At 67.0% G+C, this 18184-nt stretch carries 14 protein-coding genes; 5 read left to right on the top strand and 9 right to left on the bottom strand.

Features of this window, described 5'->3' with window-relative positions; all coding sequences use genetic code 11:
* Positions 1-36: 36 nt before the first annotated feature.
* The gene (locus ASG80_RS13465) at positions 37-1203 is read left to right on the top strand and encodes an ROK family transcriptional regulator (RefSeq protein ID WP_056731538.1); all 1167 of its coding nucleotides are present in this window, start codon (positions 37-39) and stop codon (positions 1201-1203) included.
* Positions 1204-1526: 323 nt separating this feature from the next.
* On the opposite strand, the gene ASG80_RS13460 is transcribed toward ASG80_RS13465, so the two are convergent.
* Genes ASG80_RS13460 through ASG80_RS13450 form a run of 3 tightly spaced genes read right to left on the bottom strand, consistent with a single transcriptional unit; the run spans position 1527 to position 5172 of the window.
* The gene (locus tag ASG80_RS13460) at positions 1527-3152 is read right to left on the bottom strand and encodes an extracellular solute-binding protein (RefSeq protein WP_082590336.1); all 1626 of its coding nucleotides are present in this window, start codon (positions 3150-3152) and stop codon (positions 1527-1529) included.
* A 59-nt stretch (positions 3153-3211) separates the two neighbouring features.
* Positions 3212-4204, bottom strand: a complete 993-nt coding sequence (locus ASG80_RS13455) for a carbohydrate ABC transporter permease (RefSeq protein ID WP_235508324.1) — start codon at positions 4202-4204, stop codon at positions 3212-3214.
* On the bottom strand, positions 4201-5172 hold the full coding sequence (locus ASG80_RS13450; RefSeq protein ID WP_200952571.1) for a sugar ABC transporter permease: 972 nt from the start codon (positions 5170-5172) through the stop codon (positions 4201-4203). The genes ASG80_RS13455 and ASG80_RS13450 overlap by 4 nt, the downstream gene beginning before the upstream one ends.
* A gap of 119 nt (positions 5173-5291) precedes the next feature.
* On the opposite strand from ASG80_RS13450, the gene ASG80_RS13445 reads away from it, so the two are divergent.
* The 3 genes from ASG80_RS13445 (at position 5292) to ASG80_RS13435 (ending at position 8731) form a co-directional block, all read left to right on the top strand.
* Positions 5292-7079, top strand: a complete 1788-nt coding sequence (locus ASG80_RS13445; RefSeq protein ID WP_056731530.1) for a hypothetical protein — start codon at positions 5292-5294, stop codon at positions 7077-7079.
* Positions 7080-7194: 115 nt separating this feature from the next.
* Positions 7195-7656, top strand: coding sequence for a glycoside hydrolase N-terminal domain-containing protein (locus tag ASG80_RS13440; protein ID WP_056731528.1), 462 nt, complete (start codon positions 7195-7197; stop codon positions 7654-7656).
* Positions 7643-8731, top strand: a complete 1089-nt coding sequence (locus ASG80_RS13435; RefSeq protein WP_056731526.1) for a mandelate racemase/muconate lactonizing enzyme family protein — start codon at positions 7643-7645, stop codon at positions 8729-8731. Before ASG80_RS13440 ends, ASG80_RS13435 begins: the two co-directional genes overlap by 14 nt.
* Positions 8732-9405: 674 nt before the next feature.
* On the opposite strand, the gene ASG80_RS13430 is transcribed toward ASG80_RS13435, so the two are convergent.
* A complete protein-coding gene (locus ASG80_RS13430; RefSeq protein WP_156401846.1) occupies positions 9406-11847 on the bottom strand; it encodes a LuxR C-terminal-related transcriptional regulator in 2442 nt (813 codons plus the stop codon).
* 344 nt (positions 11848-12191) lie between these two features.
* Here ASG80_RS13430 and dinB point away from each other — a divergent pair, with 344 nt between their 5' ends.
* On the top strand, positions 12192-13388 hold the full coding sequence (gene dinB, locus ASG80_RS13425; protein WP_056731522.1) for a DNA polymerase IV: 1197 nt from the start codon (positions 12192-12194) through the stop codon (positions 13386-13388).
* A gap of 269 nt (positions 13389-13657) precedes the next feature.
* Here the strand turns inward: dinB and ASG80_RS13420 are convergent, their stop codons facing one another.
* From ASG80_RS13420 to urtD, 5 genes are all read right to left on the bottom strand, one after another.
* A complete protein-coding gene (locus ASG80_RS13420; protein WP_056732137.1) occupies positions 13658-14245 on the bottom strand; it encodes a TetR/AcrR family transcriptional regulator in 588 nt (195 codons plus the stop codon).
* 31 nt (positions 14246-14276) lie between these two features.
* Positions 14277-14843, bottom strand: a complete 567-nt coding sequence (locus tag ASG80_RS13415; protein ID WP_056732132.1) for a TetR/AcrR family transcriptional regulator — start codon at positions 14841-14843, stop codon at positions 14277-14279.
* Entirely contained in the window at positions 14843-16549 is a 1707-nt protein-coding gene (locus tag ASG80_RS13410) for a cytosine permease (RefSeq protein ID WP_056731520.1), read from the bottom strand. Before ASG80_RS13410 ends, ASG80_RS13415 begins: the two co-directional genes overlap by 1 nt.
* A gap of 134 nt (positions 16550-16683) precedes the next feature.
* On the bottom strand, positions 16684-17370 hold the full coding sequence (locus ASG80_RS13405; protein WP_056731518.1) for an ATP-binding cassette domain-containing protein: 687 nt from the start codon (positions 17368-17370) through the stop codon (positions 16684-16686).
* 1 nt (position 17371) lies between these two features.
* The gene (urtD, locus tag ASG80_RS13400) at positions 17372-18184 is read right to left on the bottom strand and encodes an urea ABC transporter ATP-binding protein UrtD (RefSeq protein WP_056731516.1); all 813 of its coding nucleotides are present in this window, start codon (positions 18182-18184) and stop codon (positions 17372-17374) included.

Below are 18184 nucleotides of genomic sequence, written 5' to 3'. Positions count from 1 at the left end.
ATCCGCTACCGTATCCGACAACGATCGAGGGTTTCGATGGACTACGACACCGCCACGCGCACGACGCTGATCCGATCGGCGTCGGACGCCGGCTCGAGGGTGTTCGCGACGATTCTGACCCGCAGCCCCATCAGCCGCATCGACATCGCGCGGCAGACCGGGCTGTCGCAGGCCGCGGTCACAAAGGCCGTCTCGCCGCTCGTCGCAGCGGGACTCGTCGACGCTCCGCCCGCGACGCACCACGACGGCAATCCCGGGCGACCTGCAGCCCCGGTCTCGATCGTCCCGGACGCGATGGTCATGCTGGGCATCAAGGTCAACGTCGACGAGGTGATCGCGGTCGCGACCGATCTGGCCACCCACGTGCTGGTCAGCGAGCGGCAGCCCCTCGCCGCACACGATCCGCAGGCGGTCGCCGATGCGATTGTCGACGTCGTCGACGCGCTCGAGCGCGGACTCGGCGACAAGACCGCCGCAATCGCCGGCATCGGGGTCTCGGTCTCGGGCGACGTCGACACGGCGACCGGTATCGTGCGCGAGTCGGCGATCATGGGGTGGAGCGACGAGGACTTCGGCGCAACGCTGCAGGAGCGGCTCGGCCACCCGGTGACGCTCGAGAACGACGTCCACGCTCTCACCGTGGGCGAGCACTGGTTCGGGGTCGGACTCGGCACGGCGTCGTTCGCCATCGTCACGATCGGTCGTGGCATAGGCAGCGGCCTGCACCTGAACGGCCAGGTCGTCACCGGGGCGTACGGCGTGTCGGGCGAGATCGGCCACCTGCCCCTCGCGGACCCGGAGCGGGTCTGCACGTGCGGCCGCCGCGGCTGCGTCGAGGCCGTCGCCTCGACCGGAGCGATCGAAGCCGCAGTCTCGGCGGCACACGGTCGCGCGATCGACATCGAAGAGGCCGTGCGACTCGCCCACGCCGGCGATCCGGCGGCCGAGGACGCGTTCCGCGAGGCGGCCGCGATCATCGGCACCGCCATCGCGACCCTCGTGAACCTCGCGGGGCCCGAACTCGTCATCATCGGCGGAGAAGGGGTGTCGAACTTCGACCTCTTCGAGCAGACGCTCCGCGGCGCATTCGACGAACACGCGTTCGGCGCCGCCGCCCGCTGCCGCATCGTGACGCGGCCGCACACGTTCCAGGACTGGGCGCGGGGCGCTGCCGCCGCAGCGATCCAGTCGCTCGTACGCTGACGCCGCGCCGCGGCATCCGTTCACGCCGCCCTCGGGGGAATTCCGCACCGCGGGCGCACACACGCCGTGCCACGGCCTCGATTCCGCGTCCCGGGGTAATGATCGGCACTCGGTTCCGGGCTTCGGCTCTGCTCGCGAAGTGCCGACCGCACCCGCCGCGCCCAATCGAGCCGGGCACCGGTGCCCCGGACGACGACACACTCGAGGATCTGCGCGTGCGCTGAGCCGACCGACGCCTCCCGGAATGACTCCTGCCCGGTGGTCTGGCGACCACCGGGCAGGAGCGGCTCGGCGCGGGCGGCGACCGCCGCGTCGGGCGGGGGTTACAGCGCGTCGTACAGGTCCTGCTGCATCTGCAGGTACTGCTCGACCCCGAGACCGCTCAGGTCGTCGAGGTACGCCTGCCATGCTGCGTCATCGTTGATGTCGCGCTGCCCGGTGACGAACTCGGCCTGCGCCTGCGTGACATAGTTGGCGATGTTCGTCTGCAGATCGGCGAGATCCGCGGACGTGTCCTCGTTCGGCCACAGCTTCTCGGACGGGAACAGGATGCTCTCGTCCGGCTTGTAGGGGTCGTACGCCTGCGACGCGATGAGGAGGCGGCGCTCGTAGCCGTCCGGCGAGTAGACATCCTCGGGCACGACCTGCGAGTTGCGGTACTCCAGCGAGTCCCAGTACTGAGCCATCGACCGCCATGCGGCATTCGAGGTCTCATCGTACGTGAGCGGCTTGAAGGTCGGGTCCAGCTCGGGGTCGAGCGCGACGTCGCCGTCGACTGCGGGAACCCACGCCTCGCCCTCGGGACCCATGGCACCGCGCTTGTCGCCGTCGTCGGTCACCAGGTAGTCGATGAGCTTGATCGCCTTGATGCGCTCCTCCTCGGTCGACTTGTTGGTGAGGGCGAACATCCCGAGCGGGTTCACCGGCGATCGCCACGTGGCCAGCTGCGTGCCGTCGGGCCCGGCGACCGGGGCGACCGCGTCGTAGTTCTTGTCGCGGCCGTCCGGAGAGTCCGCCGTCACGAAGTCGTACGGGTGCAGATCGACCGCGGAGCCGAGGAGCTCGGTGCCGGCGTTGTCGCCGAGTGCCTTGAGCGCCTCACCGTTCTGCGTGAACGCCGCGGTGTCGAGCAGGCCTTCGGCCGCGAGGGAGTTGATGTACTCCAGACCCGCGCGCCATTCGTCCGAGGTCGCGGCCAGCTTCACATCGCCGTTGTCCATGACCAGCGGTGGCGGGCTCGACGGCCCCGCCACCGGCGCGTAGCTGAACGCGTTCATGAGGTAGTTGATGATGGGCTGCGTGGCCGAACCGCTGAGGGGCACCTCGTCCTGCGCCCCGTTGCCGTTGGGGTCGTCGTTCTTGAACGCGCGCAGCACGGTGCGGAGCTCTTCGGTCGTCGTCGGCTGCTCCAGGCCGAGCTTCTTCAGCCACGACGTGTTCATCCACAGCTTGGACGGGAAGCTGCAGTGGTAGCACTCGCTCCACTGCGTGATCGCGTAGATGTGCCCGTCGGGAGCCGTGACCGACTCCTTCCAGTCCGGCTTCTCCTCGAAACGCTCCTTCAGCGTCGGCGCGTACTCGTCGATGAGGTCCTCCAGCGGCACCAGCACGCCCTGCTTGCCGTACTTGAGGAGCTCGCTGCGCGAGAAGGCGTCGACCCACGGCACCAGGAAGTACGCGTCGGGGTAGTCGCCGCTGGCCAGCGAGACCTGCCGCTTCTCGCCGGCGACGCTGCCGTCGTAGGTCGTGGTCTGCCAGTCGAAGTCGATGCCGAACTTCTCCTCGACCTCCTTGGTGAACGAGTTGTCCTTGAGCGTTCCGTTGTCGCCCTGCGGCCCGAAAGCGACGAGCTGTCCGTTGTCGGCGGGCGGGGTGCAGGCGGTCAGGGCGAGTGAGGTCGCCACGATCGCGGTCGCCGCGATCGCACCTCGGATCATGCTGTGTTTCATTTGCCGGTGTCTCCTTTGCCCGGTTGATGGGTGATGGTGGTGGGTCGGTGGTGGGGAGGTCAGCCCTTGACGGCGCCGACCATGATCCCCTTGTTGAAGTACTTCGCGACGAACGGGTAGGCGACGAGCATCGGCACCGTCGCGATGACGACCGTCGAGTACCGCAGCAGGTCCGCCAGTTCGCGTCTCCTGAGCTGCTCGCTGACATCGCCGCCGCCGCCCATGTCGTTGAGGACGAGGAGACCTCGGAGCACGAGCTGCAACGGTTGAAGGTCGGCGTCGCGGAGGTAGAGCAGAGCGTCGAAGTAGGAATTCCACTGCATGATCGCGTACATCAGCGCGATCACGGCGATCAGAGGCTTGGCCAGTGGCAGCACGATCGTCCACAGGATCCGCAGTTCGCTCGCCCCGTCGAGCTGCGCCGCCTCGTACACCTCGTCGGGGATCGACGTGCGGAAGAAGACCATCGCGATGATGACCTGCCATACGCCGATCGCGTTCGGGAGCAGCATCGCCCACCGGGTGTCCAGTAGGCCGAGCGACTGCACGACGAGGTACATCGGGATCACGCCGCCGCTGAACAGCATCGTGAAGACCACGGCGCCGGTGATCACCTTCCGGCCGAACAGGTTCTGCCGCGACAGCGGATAGGCGATCGCGACGGTGCCGGCCACGCTGATGACGGTGCCGACCACGGTGTAGAAGATCGAGTTCGCGAAACCGCGCACGATTGCTGGATTGCCGAGCGCCTCCGTATAGCCGCGGAACGTGATGTCGACGGGCCAGAACAGCACCTGGCCCGACGAGACGGCGTGCGGGCTCGACAACGAACTCGCGACGATGTTCAGCAGCGGCAGCAGCACGACCAGCAGGAAGACCGTCAGCAGCACGTAGGCCACCGCCACGAAGGCGCGATCCGCCTTGATCTCCTTGATCCGCACCCCGCGCGGCTCGGACCTCCTGCCCCGACCCCCCGTCAGGGAAGGCGCGGCGGCCGCGCCGACGGCTGCTTCTTCGACAAGGACGGCCTCCTTGCTGATGACGTTGCTCACCAGAGCCCGCTTCCCGTGACCCGCTTGGACACTGTGTTGACGACGAGGAGGAGGACCAGACTGATCACGGCGTTGAACAAGCCGATGGTCGCGCCGAGACTGAAGTTCGCGTTCAGGATGCCCGTCTTGTAGACATAGGTCGGGATGATCTCGGACGTCGAGAGGTTCAGAGCGTTCTGCAGCAGGAACGCCTTCTCGAACCCGATGGCCATGATGTTTCCGACACCGAGGATGAGGATGATCGTCGCCGTCGGCATGAGCGCAGGCAGATCGACATGCCTGATCTTCTGCAGCCGGGTGGCTCCGTCGATCTTCGCCGCTTCGTACAGCGACACATCGACGGAGGCGAGTGCAGCCAGATAGATGACCGCGGAGTACCCGGTGGTCGTCCAGAGGTCGGTGGCCACGTAGATATGCCGGAAGAAATCTGCATCCGCCAACAGATCGACCTGACCGGCACCGAAGAAGCTGAATGTTCGCCCCAGCAGTCCGACGCGCGGTGAGAGCAGCAGGATCGTCATCGACACGATCACGACGGTCGAGATGAAGTAGGGAGCGTAGGTCACCAGCTGCACTGTGCGCTTGAAGAAGCGCAGGCGCACCTCGTTCAGGGCCAGCGCGAGGATGATCGGCAACGGCAGGCTCGCGATCAGGGTGTACGCGGCGAGGATGAACGTGTTGCCGACCAGGCGTGGGAACACCGGGTTGCCGAACAGTCGCTCGAAGTTGTCGAAGCCGACCCACGGGCTTCCCCACACGCCGTCGATGGGGTTGTAGTTCTTGAACGCGATGATCGCGTTGGCCATCGGGACGTACCGGAAGACGATGAACCACACGATGGGTACGAGCAGCAGCAGATACAGCTGCCAGTAACGGCGCAGGCTTCTTGCGAATCGCGCTCGATTCGACGCCTGCCGAGGTCGTGGCGTCACCTCGACACGTGGTGCTTGCTCAACGCTGAGCGTCATCTGAACCCTCCCGGGCATTTACTTTACGTCGGAATGTTATATGGTCGATCGCGATTCCGCTACTGGATCCTCCGATACATCTCGCTTCGGGCGTTCCGCGGCCGGCAAGGAGGCGTTCTATGCCCATGTCCCTGGACATACGCGACTTCGGCTTCGAGCCCGGCTCCACGGAGGACGCGGGTGCAGCGCTCCGCGACGCGGTGCAGGCCGCACGCCAGAGCACAGGACGCACGCGGCTCGAGCTTCCGGCCGGCGATTACCACGTGTGGCCCGAAACGTCGGCTCACCGGGAGCTGTTCGTCTCGAACACCGTCGGAACCGATCCGCGGTTCTCGACCAAGGCGATCGGTCTGCTGCTCGAAGATGTCCGCGACCTCGAGGTCGCAGCCCAGGGCGCCCGGCTCATCGTCCACGGCCGCCAGAGCGCCCTCGCCGTGATCGACAGCAGCCGCGTCGCCATCGATGAGCTCGAGGTCGATTGGGCGGTCCCCACGGTCATCGACGTCACCGTGATGGATGCCGGCGTCGATGCCGGCGGAGCGTGGCGGTTGTTGAGCCTCCCCGCGTGCACCCGGTTCCGCATCGACGGGACGGACGTCGTCTGGATGTCGGAGGAATCGCCGTACACGGGCGAGCTCTACTGGTCGGGTCGCGCCGCCCTCGGCTACAGCCAGATCCTCGATCCGGTCAGCGGGAGGGTCCAACGCGCCGCGTGCCCGCTGTTCGGCGACGTGGCGCACATCGAGAGGGTCGATGCGCGGACGATCCTGGTGTCCTACGTATCCGCATCCGCACACGACGATCGGGGTCTCGTCTACCAGTTGCGCGAAACGGATCGCGACCATCCGGGCATGCTCGTGCTCGACTCGGCCGACGTCGCGTTGCAGCGACTGCGCATCGGCTACCTGCACGGATTCGGCCTTGTCGCGCAGAACAGCGCAGACCTCACACTGGACGGCGTCGTCTTCCGCCCACCCGAGGGCACCGGTCGCGTGACGGCGGGATTCGCCGACTTCGTGCAGTGCTCGGGGATGCGGGGGCGTGTCGACATCCGCGGCTGCGAGTTCGACGGACCCCACGACGACGCCATCAACGTGCACGGCACGTATCTCGCCGTCGCCACGGCCGAGGCGAACCAGCTCGATCTCGAATACCGCCACGATCAGACCGGCGGCTTCCCGCAGTTCGCACCGGGCGAGACGATCGAGCTCGTGCGTCGTCGCACGCTCCAGCCTGTCCACACCGCGACCGTCGAACACGTGACGGGTCCGACCGGGCGCGACACGGCGTCGTCGTCGAGCCCGATGCGCGTCGGCGTGGCGGGCGACCTGCCCGCCGACGTCCTCGCCGCCGCGAGGGCTGGCGAGCTCGCGGCCGAGAACACGACCCGGACGCCCGAGGTCGCGATCGTCGGCTGCGTCTTCCGGCATGTGCCCACACGCGCGATCCTCGTGACGACCCGGCGATCCATCCGCATCGAAACGTGCCGATTCGAGAGCATCACGATGCCGTGCATCCAGATCGCCGGCGACGCCGTGGATTGGTGGGAGTCCGGCCCCGTGACCGACGTCGCGATCATCGGGAACACGTTCCGGGACGTCTCGGCCGGCACGCTCGTGGTCGCTCCGGGCATACCGGCCGAAGGCCCTGCGGTCCACGGTGCGATCGTGTTCGAGGCCAACGACGTCGAGCTCACGGAGCCACTGATCGCCGAGCTGCGCGGCCTGCGCTCGTTCATCGCGCGAGACAACGTCCTCTCGTGGTCGCGTCGTGCTGCGCCAGGACATGTGCTCGCCGTCGTCTCCGCAGACCCGGATGTCCTTGTGGAGTGGGAGGGCGTCGGCTCCGATTCGCCGTTTCCGACCGTGCTGCGCGACCTCGGAGAAACGCCGTGGCGAGTTTCTTGACATTGGTAATTAATCGCGTCTACTCTGTCGTCGCAAGCGAGGATCCGGGGTTCAGTCCCGCACCGACATCCCCGCATGCTGGCGGACAACTTACCGAATCGGATTCGCACACGAAATGACCGACACGCTTCATCTGTCCTGGGACTCCCCCGCCACGCGGTGGGAGGAGGCCGTGCCGCTGGGCAACGGCCGGATCGGGGCGATGATCTTCGGGGGCGCGTCGAGGCGTTATCAGCTCAACGACGCGACGGTGTGGTCGGGAACGCCGGACGGTCACGCCCAAGGACTTCGCGACGTGGTGGCTGCCGGAGCGGGGCCGGCACGTCTCGACGAAGTGCGTGCGGCTCTGAACGCGGGTGACGCGCGCGCAGCCGAGGATCTCGTCATGGCGTTCCAGGGCCGCTACTCGCAGGAGTTCCTCCCGCTTGCCGACCTCGAGCTGCGGATCGCGAACGCGACGCCGGGCCATACACGATCGGGCTCGCGACGCCGCCTCCGCCGCGATCCGGTCTCTCGTCCAATGACGCCGCGCCGCGGCATCCATATCTCCACCCGGAGGAGCCATGCCCATCATTAGGCACGCCCATGCCATGCTCGTGGACATTCCCGTCGAGACCGTCCGCACCGACGCGGTGCAGTCGTTCGTCAAGCAGGAGACGATCATCGTCGATATCGAGACGGACGACGGAACTCCCGGCCGAGGCTATTCGTACACGATCGGCACCGGCGGCCGGGCCGTGCTGTCGATGCTGCACGACCACCTCCTGCCGGCGGTCGTCGGGCAGGACGTGCGCCGCCCCGAAGCCGTGTGGCGCCATATGTTCTCACAGACGCGGGCGACGACCGTCGGCGCCGTGACGTCGCTCGCCCTCGCCGCGATCGACACCGCAGTGTGGGACGCCCGCTGTCGTCGCAATGGCGAGCCGCTCTGGCGCGCAGCGGGTGGAAGCCAACCCGAAGTGCCGCTCTACGACACCGAAGGCGGGTGGCTCCACATCGACACGGAAGAGCTCGTCGCCAACACCGTGGCGGCACGAGACGGCGGCTGGCACGGCTCGAAGCTCAAGGTGGGCTCAACGGATCCGCGCCGCGATGTCGACCGCCTCGCGGCCGTGCGCGATGCCGTCGGTCTGGGCTACTCGCTCATGGTCGATGCCAACCAGGGGCTGGGCCTCGCCGACGCGCGCGCGCTTGCGCGTGCACTCGAGCCGTCCGGCATCACCTGGCTCGAGGAGCCGCTCCCCGCCGATGACGTATCGGCGCACGCACGACTGGTCGAATCGACGACGATTCCGATCGCGGTCGGCGAGTCGCTGTACTCGGTCGGCCAGTTCAAGGAGTACCTCGCGAGGGATGCCGCGACGATCGTCCAACCGGACGTCGCACGAGTCGGCGGAATCACGCCGTGGCTGAAGATCGCCCACCTCGCCGAAGCGTTCAACGTGCCCGTGTGCCCCCACTTCCTCATGGAGCTCCATGTAAGCCTCGTGGCCGCCGTGCCGAACGGCCGCATCGTGGAGTACATCCCGCAGCTGCGCGCCGTCACGGCCACCGACTTGCGTGTGATCGGCGGCGGCACGATCGTGCCTGATGAGCCCGGCATCGGCATATCGTGGGATGCCGACGCCCTCGAAAACCTCAGGGTGGCGTGAGCACGGCCGCGCCGTTCGTCCGCAGCGTCATGAGAGTCGCGCTGCACTCGACCCTCCGACCCGGTGCGATCGACGACAACCGCACGCATCACGCTCGGATCCCCGAGGATATGCGCCGGCTGCCGTCCACCGCTCGAGCAATACCTTCTCTCGGGCAACTCCTACCCAGGAGGCTGGCGCTGAGCGGAGTCGCTCGCCGCCCAGGTTGACCGTTCGACCGGAAGTGGGACTCGAAGCTTGACCGCCCGCGCGGCCCTCCGAGCATCCTGAACGGTCAAACGACTGGTGGGTAGCTCTTCGACAACCCTGATCAGATCGATTTCGAGGTAGGGCAGTGAGGCCGCCGAACCACTCGCCCCAGTGCGCCTCGAGGAGGCCCTCGATGCGAATCTCATACCGGTCGTCTCGTCCGGGCCCAGCTGTGTCGCTCATCGCGCTTCTCCTGTCTTCGAATCAATGAGCAGAACCTCTCTGCTTCCCCGGCCGCGGGGTACGGCCGGCCCCAGACCATGGCGCGACCGCGGCGAGGGTGAATCTTGTGAACTTCACGGGCGCGCTCTTGTCCCGGGGTAGCCCAGCGGGCGCCGAGGGACGACCCGAATCTATGGAGGCGTGTGATGACTGGTCATCACCAGATCTGGTGACTGACGTGGTGATTGAGGCCCGGTCTCGCTCTAGAGCAGGCCCAGCTCTCGTGCGCGCCGGACTGCAGCCGGACGGCTGTTGACAGCGAGCTTGCGGAAGATGTGGCTCGTGTGTGTGCGGACGGTGTTCAGGGATACGAAGAGTTCACGGGCGATCTCGGGCCCGCTCAGCTCGGTCGACAACAGCTTGAGCACGTGCACCTCGCGCTCGCTCAATGCCTCCATCTCGGTCGGTGTGAGAGGGCTCTTGCCTTCGGCAGGGCCGAAGGCGCCGAGCAGACGGCGCACATAACCAGGGGCTATCCCCTGTTGCTCGGCCTCCTTCAGCAGTGCCGCCATCGGTGTCCCCTCATCTGCGAAGAGACGGATGTAGCCTTCCGGCTGGCACTGGACGAGCGCGCGGTTGAGGGGCACGAGCGCCAAGGCGGTGTGCCCTTTCGCTTGGTGACCGAGTGCCTGCAGCACGAGGATTTCATTTGCGCTTCCAGTGCGCGATGCTGCTTCCGCGGCTCCCAGCAGCCGTTCCAGTAGGTCGAGGGCTTCGCGAATCACGCCATCCTGACGATCTGCTCGGTGCTCCGCGATGAGCAGTCTCGCGACGGTGATGTGATCGAACTCCCGCAGATAGCTCAGATCGTCTGCGGCGGACAGTCCCTGCCCATCTGCCCACGCACGGGCTTCGGCCAGCTTGCCTTGCGCGATCCAGATGCGCGCTTTCATCGCCGCGATCGGGCGGGTCTCTGGAAGGAACCCGCGCAGGTACAAGCGTTCCGCCTCGTCGAGCAGGTCGAGTGCGGCGTCGGGCTCACCCTCAGCTTCCCGGATTCGAGACATCGCGACGAACCACCGGTACCGGTTCTCCGGTAACGAGGCTCGCCCGCCAAGGGCCTTGCTTGCCCGCAGGTGCTCCGTAGCGGCTTCCAGTTCATCCTGCTCACGATCGAGCTCACTGACACCCGCGTGGAGGTCGGCGGTTGACTGCGGGACCAGCTCACCCTGTGCTGTCGCGAGTTGCAGCGAGTGCTCGTACGCCCGTCGTGCCTCCCGTCGTCGACCCTGCACGACGAACATGTCAGCCAGGACCAGCGTGCTGCCGAGGACATCGGCCGTATTGCCGGCCAGACCCAGACTTGTTCTGGCATCGGCGAAGGTGCGCACGGCCGGCTCGAGGTCCCCGCTCGCCCACAACGCCATCCCCAGAAAACCGGCTGCCGCCCCGCGCCCGAGGTGATCGCCAGGCTGCGCCCGGTCCAGTGCGCGTCGCGCGTGCTCCAATGTGCCGGCAACGTCTCCTCGTGCTTGGGCCAACGATGCCCGGTAGACCGGGATCATCACCGGCAACATGCGAAGCTCTTCACCGTCCGCCGATGCATGCGCGTGCGCACTCCCGCCGAGTGCCCGCTCGGCGTCGTCGAGTCGGCGCTCAACCTCGTCCAGCTCCCCCGAGATGAGCATCGACCAGGCGTAGTAGACGCTGAGCACGGGCCTGCGACTGGCGACCTCATCCGGCAGCAGTTTGAGCCAACCGAGCAGGGTCGCGTCTTGTCTGCGACGGCGAATTTCGGGCATTGCCCGCTCGACGAGGCCCGCGGCGCGCTCGAAATCCGCCGCGGCGAGCGCATGGCGCACCGCGTCCTCTGGCAGGTCGTTCCGCTCGTACCAGTCGCTGGCGAGGCGATGGAGGGCCCGCACGCGATCGGGGCCATCCCTCAACGACCTCGCCCTGAGAACGTCGGCGAAGAGATGGTGATAGCGGTACCACTCGCGCCGGTCATCCAATGGCACGACGAACAAGTTGTCGCGCTCGAGGATCTCCAGCAGCTCGCTGCTATCCGTCCGCCCAGTGACAGCCTCACAGAGCGGAGCACTCAGACGGTCCAGGAAGGCGGTGCTGACCAAGAAATCGCGGACGTGGTCAGGCTGGCGTTGCAGCACCTCTTCGCCCAAATAGTCGATCACGAAGCGATGGCTGCCGGTGAACGCCTTGATGAACCCCGGGATATCGGAGCGGTCCCGCATCGATAAGGCGGCGAGCTGCAGGCCGGCGATCCAGCCCTCGGTGCGGGTTTCCAACGCAGCGATGTCCTCGGCGGCGAGCCCCAAGGCCATGACCTGATTGAGGAATGCGGCAGCTTCCTCCGGCGTGAAACGCAGATCGGCGCCGCGCAGCTCCGTCAGCTCACCCCGGCCACGCATCCGAGCCAGCGGTAGAGGAGGATCCGAGCGACTCGCGATCACCATATGCAGCGCTGATGGAAGATGGTCCAGGAGGAACGTGAGGGCGGTTGGGGCGACTTCCATCGACTGGAAGTCATCGAGTACCAGGACGACGCGGTGAGAGGCCTGTGCAGCTTCGTTGAGAAGTGCCGTCAGCGACGCTTCGACTGACAGCGGTTCAGTGACCTGCGTGGCAAGTGGATCCACTCCTTCGCCCGAAACGGCGCCCCGCAGCGCAGTGACCAGATATGTCAAGAAGCGGGATGGATCGTACGATCGCACCGCCACCGCCGGGTTCTGTGACCAGAGCTGGGGACTCGTGCTTCGCCAGCGGCCGGCATCGTCGAGACGCCCGTTAGCCGGTTCCGGAGCGCAACAACCTGTGATTCTCGCTTGGTTCAAGCTGGACGCCCCGGAGCCCGAGATGGAATTCCGGCAGGCCGGCTTCTCGTGTGAGTTCCACGGCTTCTCCGGAGCTCAGGGCGGACCGCGGTGGGGATTGAGCTCGCTCAATGTCCGGGGACGCCAGGGAATGGAGCATCCCCGTGTCCCCGGTGCGTGCGACGATCCGTAGGACGGGCGATCGGTGGGAGGGCGGGATGCGGGGCGAGGCGACCGTGTTGCACGCGGATCTCGACGCGTTCTACGCCTCAGTCGAGCAGCGTGACGCGCCCGAGCTGCGCGGCCGGCCTGTTATCGTCGGCGGTGGTGTCGTGCTGGCGGCGAGTTACGAGGCGAAGGCCCGTGGGGTGCGCACCGCGATGGGCGGCCGGCAGGCGCGCGACCTGTGCCCGGAAGCCGTGGTCGTCGCGCCACGGATGGACGCATATTCGGCGGCCAGTCGAGCCGTGTTCGCGATCTTCCGCGATACGACGCCGCTCGTGGAGGGGCTTTCCATCGACGAGGCGTTTCTGGAAGTCGGGGGTCTCCGACGCATCGCGGGCACGCCCGAGCAGATCGCGGTGCGATTGCGTGAGCGGGTTCGTGCGGAGGTCGGGTTGGCCATCTCGGTCGGGATCGCGCGGACCAAGTTCCTCGCCAAGGTCGCCAGCGCGGTCAGCAAGCCCGACGGGCTGCTGGTGGTCGAGCCCGAGCGGGAGCAGGCGTTCCTGCTCCCGCTGCCGGTAGAACGGTTGTGGGGAGTCGGTGCCGTGACCGCCGAGAAACTGCATCGGCTCGGCATTCGCACTGTCGGGCAACTGGCCGAGCTCGAAGCCGCGACCGCGGAGAAGCTGCTCGGCAAGGCGACCGGCGCGCATCTGCACGCGCTGGCCCGGCTACGGGACCCGCGCCCGGTTGACACCACGCGCCGCCGCGGCTCCATCGGCTCTCAGCGCGCGCTCGGCAGCCGCCCGCGCCCGGCCGACGAACTGGACCTCATCCTCACCCAGATCGTCGATCGGCTCGCCCGCCGCCTCCGCGATGGGGACCGGGTGTGCCGCACGGTCGTGCTGCGTCTTCGCTACGGCGACTTCGCGAAGGCCACCCGATCGCGCACCCTCCGCTCCGCGTCCGACCGCACCGCGGTGCTGCTCGCCGTCGCACGGGGGCTGCTCGCCGGCGCGCAGCCCGAGATCGCTGAGCGCGGCATCACCCTGATCGGCGTCTCGCTGTCGCTGCTGGCGCGCGCCGACAGCCTCCAGCCGGAGCTGCCAATCGACTGGGACGACGGGGTGCGCCTCGACACGGTGCTTGACGCGGTACGCGATCGCTTCGGCGCGGCGTCCGTCGCGCGAGCTGCGCAACTCGGTCGCGATCCGGGCTGGTCACCGCCGCTGCTGCCCGAACACGAGTGAACACGATGAACGATGCAGCGTCGTCATCGCGGCGGCTCCATCGCGCACTAACACGCGTCTCGCATTGCGCCCGCAAACGGTCGACATCCTGAACGTGCACAACCGAAGCACCGAGCTGCGCGGTGGCGCAAAGTTTGGTGGGAGTGAGATTCCCGTAGACCCACCACAATCCTAGATGCGCTGCGAAAAGTGCTCGATGCGGCGTCCACGCGTGCGCGCCCACCGAGGTTGGGCATCACCCTTCCCCTACTGTCGAGGACTCACTCGGCTCAGCCGACGCGGGAGCGTATCGGATCGAGCACCGCCTCCGCCGCCCACGCTGCAGCGTCGGCGATGTCGCTGCGGGTCATACCGAACTCCCGACGGAAGGTGACCCACGTCGCAGCCGAATCGAGGTGAGCCAGGGCCGCAACGATCGCCCTGCGCTCAGCGTCTCCGAGCGCAGAGATCTCGGCATCGATCATCTCCTCGAGCATCGCCCGCCGGGGGCTGGGCGCGGCACCGCCGATCCCTCGCATCGTGGTCTCGGCCACGACGTGCGCCAGTTCCGGGCGATGGTCGTACGACTCCATCGCCGCCCGAATCGTGAGAGGCATGTCGAAGATGCTCGGGGAGTCCTGCCGCGGGAAGATCCTGCGCTCGATCCATGCCGCCGTTGCGAGCAGCAGATCGACCCTTGTCGCATAGTTGCGAAAGATCGTGCGCTCGCCGACCCCCGCACGTCTCGCGATCAGCCGGAACGACACGTCGTCGGTGCCGAGCTCTTCGATCAGCTCGGCGTAGGCGGCGAGGATCGCCTCCTGGGTGCGGTTGACGTCGCTCGTCGAACGGTCATCGGGTTCGGAAGTGACGGACATCGTCACGGCCGCGCTCGCGAGGAGGAGCGATTCATCTCGATGTCCGCGACAGGGTGGGAAGGCCACTCAGTGCCTGGACGACAGTGCGATCGAAGACATCCGAGATTTCCGGCGCGCTCATCTCGAAGCCCGTCCGCATGCGAGCCCAGAACTGGGCCGACGCGAAATAGCGCAGCGTGGCTGCCACGCGGCGCAGATCGCGTTCGTTCACCGAGGGGTGATTCGTCGCGAGCATCGCCACCAGGGCGCGTGTGAAGAAAGTGGCTTCCAATTCTCCGGTAGGTGAGATGGATGCCGCGCGCGCACACACGAAGGCGAACGCCGGCGACGAATCGAAGGCGCGGAACCGGGCGCGGGACGCCTCCTGGAACTGCAGGATCGTGACAAAAGGGGGCAACGGGAACTCGGTGGACTCGATCCACCCCGCGACGCCCTCCAGGAGATGCGATCTCGTCGGGAAGTGACGGTAGACAGTTCTCTCCGACACGCCGACCGCGTCGCCGAGGGTGCGGTACGAGATCTCGTCGAACGGATTCTCGCGCAGAGCCGCGGCGGCGTTGGCAAGGATCGCGGTCGGAGTATCCACCCCCTCCGCCATCATCCGCCCCTTCCCTTCGGCCGTCTGGTCTCTTCGGCCGTCCGCCCTGGCGGATGGTCCCGCCGCGACGTCGGCTCGGCAGGCAGCACATAATGATCCGAGTCGTCTAGCGTCAGCGCCAGTGACGACACATACTGCGTCTCGCCATGAGCCCCGCGCTCCGCCGATGCCAGCATATCCGGACGCTCGAATGTGTAACCAGTGACATGGCAGCGCAGCCGGTCCCCGGACGGGTTGCCGTCGGCATCGAGTATCGGCGAGGCGATGCCATCCGTCTGGCGTCGCAGGTAATATCTGCCGCCCGTGGCCACTGCCATGAGCGGGGTCGTGATCACCGCGACGCCTATGGCGATCAGCACCGAGAACGGCCGCAGCCCTTCGCCGAACAGGCCCCCGAACGCCGCCAGTGACAGGAGCGACGCCAGGCCGACCGACACGAGGCCGACCGGATTCCAATCGCGCAGCATGCCGCGACGGAACTCGGGGTAGATCGGCGACATGTGCAGCAAATGCTTGTTGATCGCAATATCGGTGGCGATCGTGACCAGCCACGCCATCACGACGTTCGCGTAGAGGCTGAGCACGAAGCTGATGAGACTGAAGACGTCCATCCACATCAGCGCGAGCGCGATGGCGAGGTTGAAGAAGATGAAGATCGATCTGCCCGGGTAGGTCTTGGTGAGCCGGGTGTACACGTTCGACCACGCCAGCGACCCGGAGTATGCGTTAGTGACGTTGATCTTGACCTGGGCGACGACGACGAGAACGAGCGCCAACCCGATCGCCAGCCACTCCGGCATGATCGATTCGTAGAGGGCGATGAACTGGCGGACCGGCTCGGCGGCCTGCTGGCCGAGATCCGGGTCGACGCGGGTGATGAGGTAGACCGCGAGGAAGACGCCGATGACCTGCTTGATGCCGCTGAAGAGCACCCAGCCGGGCCCCGCGAACAAGAGCGAGGCCCACCATGACCGCCGATTCAAGCGCGTGCGCGGCGGCATCGCCCGGATCACGTCGATCTGCTCGGCCAGCTGCGGCGTCAGCGCGAAGCAGACGGCGGCACTCGCGACGATCGCCTCGAACCTGACGGCGCCGTCGGACGCGCCCGTGAACGCGACGAACGCGCTCACCGCATCGGGGTCGGACACGATCACCCAGAGCAGCGGCAGCAGAGCGAGCGCGAGCCACAGCGGTGTGGTCCAGAATTGCAGGCGCTCGAGCGCGCGCATCCCGTAGATCACGATCGGGATCACCACCACGGTGGAGATGAGGTAGCCGATCGGGAGCGGGATAGCGACCGCGATGTGGAGCCCCTGCGCCATGATCGCCCCCTCGAGGGCGAAGAAGATACACGTGAACACGGCGAAGATCACGGTCGTGATCGACGAGCCGTAGTAGCCGAACCCCGACCCGCGCGCGATCAGATCCAAATCGAGGTTGTAGCGAGCGGCGTAATACGCGATGGGCAGGCCGACGATGAAGATGGTGACCGACGCGAACAGGATGCCGAGCACGGCGTTGTTCGTTCCGTGCTCGATCCCGACGCTGGCCCCGATCGAGAAATCGGCGAGGAAGGCGATCGAGCCGAGGGCGGTGACCCCGATCGAGCCGGCGCTCCAGCGCCGGAACGTCCGCGGAACGTAGCGGAAGGCATAGTCCTCGAGGCTGTCCTCGGCGGCTGCCCGCGCGTTGTCTGCCCTCGCCACGTCGCACTCCCTGCGCCTCGCACGTTGGGCTCATTGTCGCCGCACTGTGTTTCCGACACATTGCGCGCAGACAGCGTTTTGGACCCCCATTCCCGCTCGGGCTGCCTCTGATGCCTCCGATCCTCGGACGCTAGTTAGATCGCCATTGCCGCGCGCACGCCTTCGGCCGCGGATGCTCCGCCTTCGCCGGTGCTCGACGCGAAGCCGCTCGCGAGCACGAGGTACTTGTCCGCGGCCTCCAGCGCGAAGCCGATGTGCTGCTCGACGAGCAGCACGGAAAGGCCCTCGCTCGCGAGCTGCATCACCGTGTGCTCGATCTCGGCGACGATCGTCGGCTGAATGCCCTCGGTCGGCTCGTCGAGGATGAGCATCTTCGGCTCGGTGATGAGCGCCCGGGCGATCGCGAGCTGCTGACGCTGGCCGCCCGAGAGCAGGCCGGCCTTGCGGGTGGCGAACTTCTCCAGGGCGGGGAAGCGCGAAAGCTGCTGCTCGATGAGCAACTTGCCCCGCTTGCGGCCGTCGGCGACGAGCTGCAGGTTCTCCATCGTCGTGAGCTGCGAGAACGACTGCTGGCCCTGCGGCACGTATGCCATGCCGCGCGCGACGCGCTTGTTGGGTGGCAGCACTGTCACGTCCTCGCCGTCGAAGATCACATGGCCGCTGCGCGGCTTGATAAGTCCGATCGCGACGCGCAGCAGCGTCGTTTTTCCGGCGCCGTTGTGGCCGAGCACGGCGACCACCTTGTCGGAGTCGGGCAGCGTCACGCCGTGCAGCACGAGCGTGCGTCCGTAGCCGGCCTGGATATCGTTCAACTCGAGCACTTCAGGCCCCCTCCCCTTGCGTAGCGGTATCCGTTACCGCGGTCGTCGTGTCGGCCACGGCCAGCATGGCGGTCGTGGTCGCGGCCCCGGCGGTGCCGAGGTAGACCTCCTGCACCTTGGGGTCGGCCTGCACCTGCGCGACGGCGCCCTCCGAGAGCACCTTGCCCTGGTGCAGCACCGTGACGCGCGACGCGTAACGGCGCATGAAATCCATGTCGTGCTCGACGACCAGCACGATGCGGCGCTGGGCGATGCGCTGCAGCAGCTCGCCTGTGCCGGTCCGCTCGTCCTGGCTCATACCGGCGACGGGTTCGTCGAGCAGCAGAGCGCGGGGCTCCTGCACGAGCATCATCCCGATCTCCAACCACTGCTTCTGGCCGTGAGACAGGATGCCTGCGGGCGTCTCGCGCTCCTTGCTGAGTCCCGTCTCCTCCAGCGCCAGCTCGATCGCCGGATCGACGCCGCGTCGGGCACGCAACAGGGAGAGCGAAGAGCGGTGGAGCCCTGCCGCGATGTCGAGGTTCTGCAGAACCGAGAGCTGCTCGAAGACGCTCGCGGTCTGGAAGGTTCGGCCGACTCCGAGCCGGACGATCTTGTTGACGGACTTGCCCAGCAGCTCCTGGTCGCCGAGCTTCACCGATCCGGAGCCCTTGGACAAGCCGGTGACGGCGTCGATGCACGTCGTTTTGCCGGCGCCGTTGGGGCCGATGAGGAATCGGACCTCGCCGGGGTGGGCGTCGAAGGAGACGCCGCCGACGGCGACGAATCCATCGAACTCGACGCGCAGATCGGTGACGACGAGCGAACCAGTCAT

The sequence above is a fragment of the Agromyces sp. Soil535 genome (assembly GCF_001428255.1).
GTDB lineage: Bacteria > Actinomycetota > Actinomycetes > Actinomycetales > Microbacteriaceae > Agromyces.
This window is presented reverse-complemented; position numbering and strand designations above follow the sequence as displayed.

Excerpts from the sequence above, each read along its gene's own strand:
- ASG80_RS13450 (WP_200952571.1), bottom strand. The coding sequence starts at position 5,172 with ATGACGCTCAGCGTTGAGCAAGCACCACGTGTCGAGGTGACGCCACGA.
- ASG80_RS13465 (WP_056731538.1), top strand. The coding sequence starts at position 37 with ATGGACTACGACACCGCCACGCGCACGACGCTGATCCGATCGGCGTCG.
- ASG80_RS13415 (WP_056732132.1), bottom strand. The coding sequence starts at position 14,843 with ATGGCGGAGGGGGTGGATACTCCGACCGCGATCCTTGCCAACGCCGCC.
- dinB (WP_056731522.1), top strand. The coding sequence starts at position 12,192 with ATGCGGGGCGAGGCGACCGTGTTGCACGCGGATCTCGACGCGTTCTAC.
- ASG80_RS13440 (WP_056731528.1), top strand. The coding sequence starts at position 7,195 with ATGACCGACACGCTTCATCTGTCCTGGGACTCCCCCGCCACGCGGTGG.
- ASG80_RS13420 (WP_056732137.1), bottom strand. The coding sequence starts at position 14,245 with ATGTCCGTCACTTCCGAACCCGATGACCGTTCGACGAGCGACGTCAAC.
- urtD (WP_056731516.1), bottom strand. The coding sequence starts at position 18,184 with ATGACTGGTTCGCTCGTCGTCACCGATCTGCGCGTCGAGTTCGATGGA.
- ASG80_RS13445 (WP_056731530.1), top strand. The coding sequence starts at position 5,292 with ATGCCCATGTCCCTGGACATACGCGACTTCGGCTTCGAGCCCGGCTCC.
- ASG80_RS13435 (WP_056731526.1), top strand. The coding sequence starts at position 7,643 with ATGCCCATCATTAGGCACGCCCATGCCATGCTCGTGGACATTCCCGTC.
- ASG80_RS13460 (WP_082590336.1), bottom strand. The coding sequence starts at position 3,152 with ATGAAACACAGCATGATCCGAGGTGCGATCGCGGCGACCGCGATCGTG.